At 73.9% G+C, this 3,251-nt stretch carries 3 protein-coding genes; all 3 read left to right on the top strand.

All coding sequences use genetic code 11. The features are described from left to right. Window positions 1-1,491, top strand: a 1,491-nt coding sequence (locus WMI84_RS17670; RefSeq protein WP_347355087.1) for a CDP-alcohol phosphatidyltransferase family protein, incomplete at its 5' end; no start/stop codon positions are given. After that, on the top strand, window positions 1,488-2,294 hold the full coding sequence (locus WMI84_RS17675) for a CDP-alcohol phosphatidyltransferase family protein (RefSeq protein WP_347355088.1): 807 nt from the start codon (window positions 1,488-1,490) through the stop codon (window positions 2,292-2,294). The genes WMI84_RS17670 and WMI84_RS17675, both read left to right, overlap by 4 nt. A 1-nt stretch (window position 2,295) precedes the next feature. Then, the coding region (locus tag WMI84_RS17680; protein ID WP_347355089.1) for a hypothetical protein at window positions 2,296-3,251 on the top strand (956 nt) is incomplete at its 3' end.

Here is a 3,251-nt window from a genome sequence, read left to right on the forward strand (position 1 = left end):
GGCACGGCTCGCCACCCGGTCACGAACCCCACGGCACACTCCGTCGGTGTGCTGCGCGTCCGGGCGGCCGACCGGCGTCAGGCCGCCGAGATCTGGCGCCTGGCCGGCGCGACCCCGGTCGCGGGGGACCGCTCGGTCGACCCCTACGACCTTGCCCTGCTCGCGCTCGTCCGGGCCGGCCTTCCTGTGCAGGCAGTGCCGATCGGCCCGTACGCCGTCCGCCGCGGGTCCGGCCGGGCGTCCGGGGCATCCGGCTCGCCGTGGCAGCAACGGCTCCGGGGCGCCTCACGCGGCAACGACGGTGCCTTCTCGATGGCTTTCGTCCGACCCGTCTCGCGCCGCCTGACCGCCGTCGGGCTCCAGCGCGGCTGGCGGCCGAACGTGGTCACGGTCGTCAGCCTGCTGGTCGGGCTCGGCGCCTGCGCCCTCGCTGCCACCGACACCCGCGTGGGATGGGTGCTCGCCGCCGTCCTGCTGCAGGCGTCCCTGGTGGTCGACTGCGTCGACGGCGAGATCGCCCGCTTCACCCGGACCTACAGCCCTCTCGGCGGCTGGCTCGACGGGGTCGGGGACCGGGTCAAGGAGTTCGCCATGGTCGGGGTGGTGGCCTGGGTCGCGGAGCGGCGCGGCGCGCCGATGTGGCCGCTGGCCGTGGTGCTGCTCACGCTGCTGGCCGTCCGCCATGTCGAGGACTACTGCTACACCCGGCGCACGCGGTCCGCGCTCGCCGACGAGGCGCCGGACGTGCTGCCGCTCACCAGGGCCCGCGACCTCGGCCCGGCAGATGCGGCCACGACGGTGCCGCCGCCCCCACGGGGTCGGGCGCTGGCTGTCCGCAAGGTCAAGCAGGTGCTGCACCTGCCCATCGCCGAGCGCTACCTGATCATGTCCGTCGGCCTGCTCACCTTCAGCCCGGCCTTCTTCCTGTGGGCCGTGACCGGTGCCGTCGTGATCGCCTTCCTGTGGACCGGGCTGGGGCGCACCGCGCGGGCCGTGCTGGGCCGGGATCGCTTCCGGGCCGGACGTCGCGACGGGCACCTGGTCGAGCTGCTCGACCTGGGCGCGCTCGACGGGCCCCTCCGGTGGGTCACGGCGGTGCTGAGCGGGCGGCGGCTCGGGTGGCAGCTGCCCTGGCTGGTCCTCGCCATCGAGACGGCGGTACTGCTGGCCGCCGCCACCGGTCAGGTCCGACCGGGAGCCCAGTGGGCGGCATACCTCTGGCTCGCCGCGATCTGCTGGCACCGCTACGACGCCGTCTACCGGCTCCGCGAGACGGGGCGCGCCCCGGCGCGCTGGGTGGGCGCCCTCACTCTCGGGGCGATCGGGCGGATCGTGCTGCTGCTGGTCGCCGTCGTGGCCGGCTGGCCGCTGGCAGCCATCTTGGCGTGGGGGGCGCTCGGCCTCATCGTGCTGTATGCCGCCGAGGCGGCGCACGACTGGACGGTGACGGCCCGTCCCTCCCGGGCCGAGCCGACGGAGGCGCCCTCGTGACGCACGACCCGCAGGAGGACCGCCCCGCCCTGGCGGCGCTGCGCGACGTGGCACAGCCCCCCGAGCACATCGCCCGGTACAACGCCGAGCACTGGGCCGGCGCCCTCTACATCCGTCACCTGTCGATCCACGTCACCCGGGTGCTGCTGCCGACCCACATCACCCCCAACGGCGTGACCTGGCTGATGATCGCCGTCGGCGTGCTGGGCGCCCTCGCGCTGCCGCTGCCCGGGATCTGGGGTCCCGTCATTGCCGTCGTGGCCATGCAGCTGCAGATCCTGCTCGACTGCTCCGACGGAGAGGTCGCCCGGTGGCGGCAGCGGTTCTCCCCGGCCGGGATCTACCTCGACCGCGTCGGCCACTACCTGACCGAGGCGACCATCCCGTTCGCGCTCGGCCTGCGTGCCGACGGCTGGTCCTGGCACGAGCCGCTCGACGTCGGCGGGTGGACCGTGCTGGGCCTGCTCGTCTCGGTGCTCGTGCTGCTGAACAAGGCGTTCACCGACCTCGTGCACGTGGCCCGGGCCAAGACGGGGCGACCGATGCTCGAGGACGTCGCGGCCACCGCGCGCTCCAGGGTGTCAGGTATGGCTGCGGTGCGGCGTGCCTTCGGCTACGTCCCGGTCTTCCGAGCCTTCATCGCCGTCGAGGCGAGCCTGCTGGCCCTGCTGGCCGGCATCGTCGACGTCGCCCGGGGCGACCTCACCGGAACCCAGTGGCTGGTCGCGATCATGGTCCCGCTCGCGGTGGTCACCGCCGCCGGCCACCTGATCGGTGTGCTGACCAGCTCGAGGCTCGACTGAGATGGCACTGGTCGTCCAGTGGGCGCAGGAGCACGGCGAGGTGGGGGGAGTCCTGACCAGCCACACGCAGCTCTCCCGCCGGCTCGAGGGCGAGGGACATCTGGTCCGGTATGTCGACACCGGGTCGGTGCGCCGGGCGCTGCGGGCTGCACCGTCGCTGGCGACGAGGCCGGCCCTGCACCTGTTCCACATCACCCGGCTGTGGCGGGCGATACTGCTGGCTCCAGTCTTCGCGGTCCTGCGTGGCCGCACGGTGCTCGTGCTCCACTCCGGGTCGACGGCGCAACAGGTGCGCGACATGGGTGGGCCCATGCGTGCACTGCTCCGCGTTGCGCTGCCCGCCTATGACGAGCTGTGGACGGTGAACGACGAGATCAAGGCGGTGCTGCCCCGGGGGCTCGCCCGGCGGACGGTCGTCGTCGTCCCCTTCGAGGGCATCCACCTGCCGGCCGGCGACGTACCGACCCGCACTGCTCACGCGCTGGCCCTCGCCACGAACGCGGGCCTGGCGCACTATAACGCCGAGCTCGGCCTCGATGCCGCCCGGCTGGTACGCGAGCAGTGGCCCGACGCGACGTTGCACATCCTCGCCTACGGCCAGGACGGGCCGGGCATCGAACGGCTCCGGGCGAACGTGCGGGGCGAGGCCTGGGTGACACTCACCTTCGACCTGTCCGCGTCGGACACCAGGCAGGTTCTCGGCCACGTCGGGTGCTTCCTGCGCCCGACGAGCTGGGACGGCGACTCCGTCATCGTCCGGGAGGCACTGGCCTCGGGTGCCCGGGTCGTCGCCAGCGACCGAGCACCCCGTCCCCGAGGGGTGGAGCTGGCGCCACTCGACGCGACCGGGTTCGCCCGCGTGGTACTCGACGGGGGCCCGGTCAGCGACGGGGCAGGGCTCGCGGACCTGACGATGGCGCAGGCCGCCCGGGCCGCCCTCGTGTGGCTCGATCGCGG

The organism is Intrasporangium sp. (assembly GCF_039812505.1).
In the GTDB taxonomy this organism is placed as follows: domain Bacteria; phylum Actinomycetota; class Actinomycetes; order Actinomycetales; family Dermatophilaceae; genus Intrasporangium_A.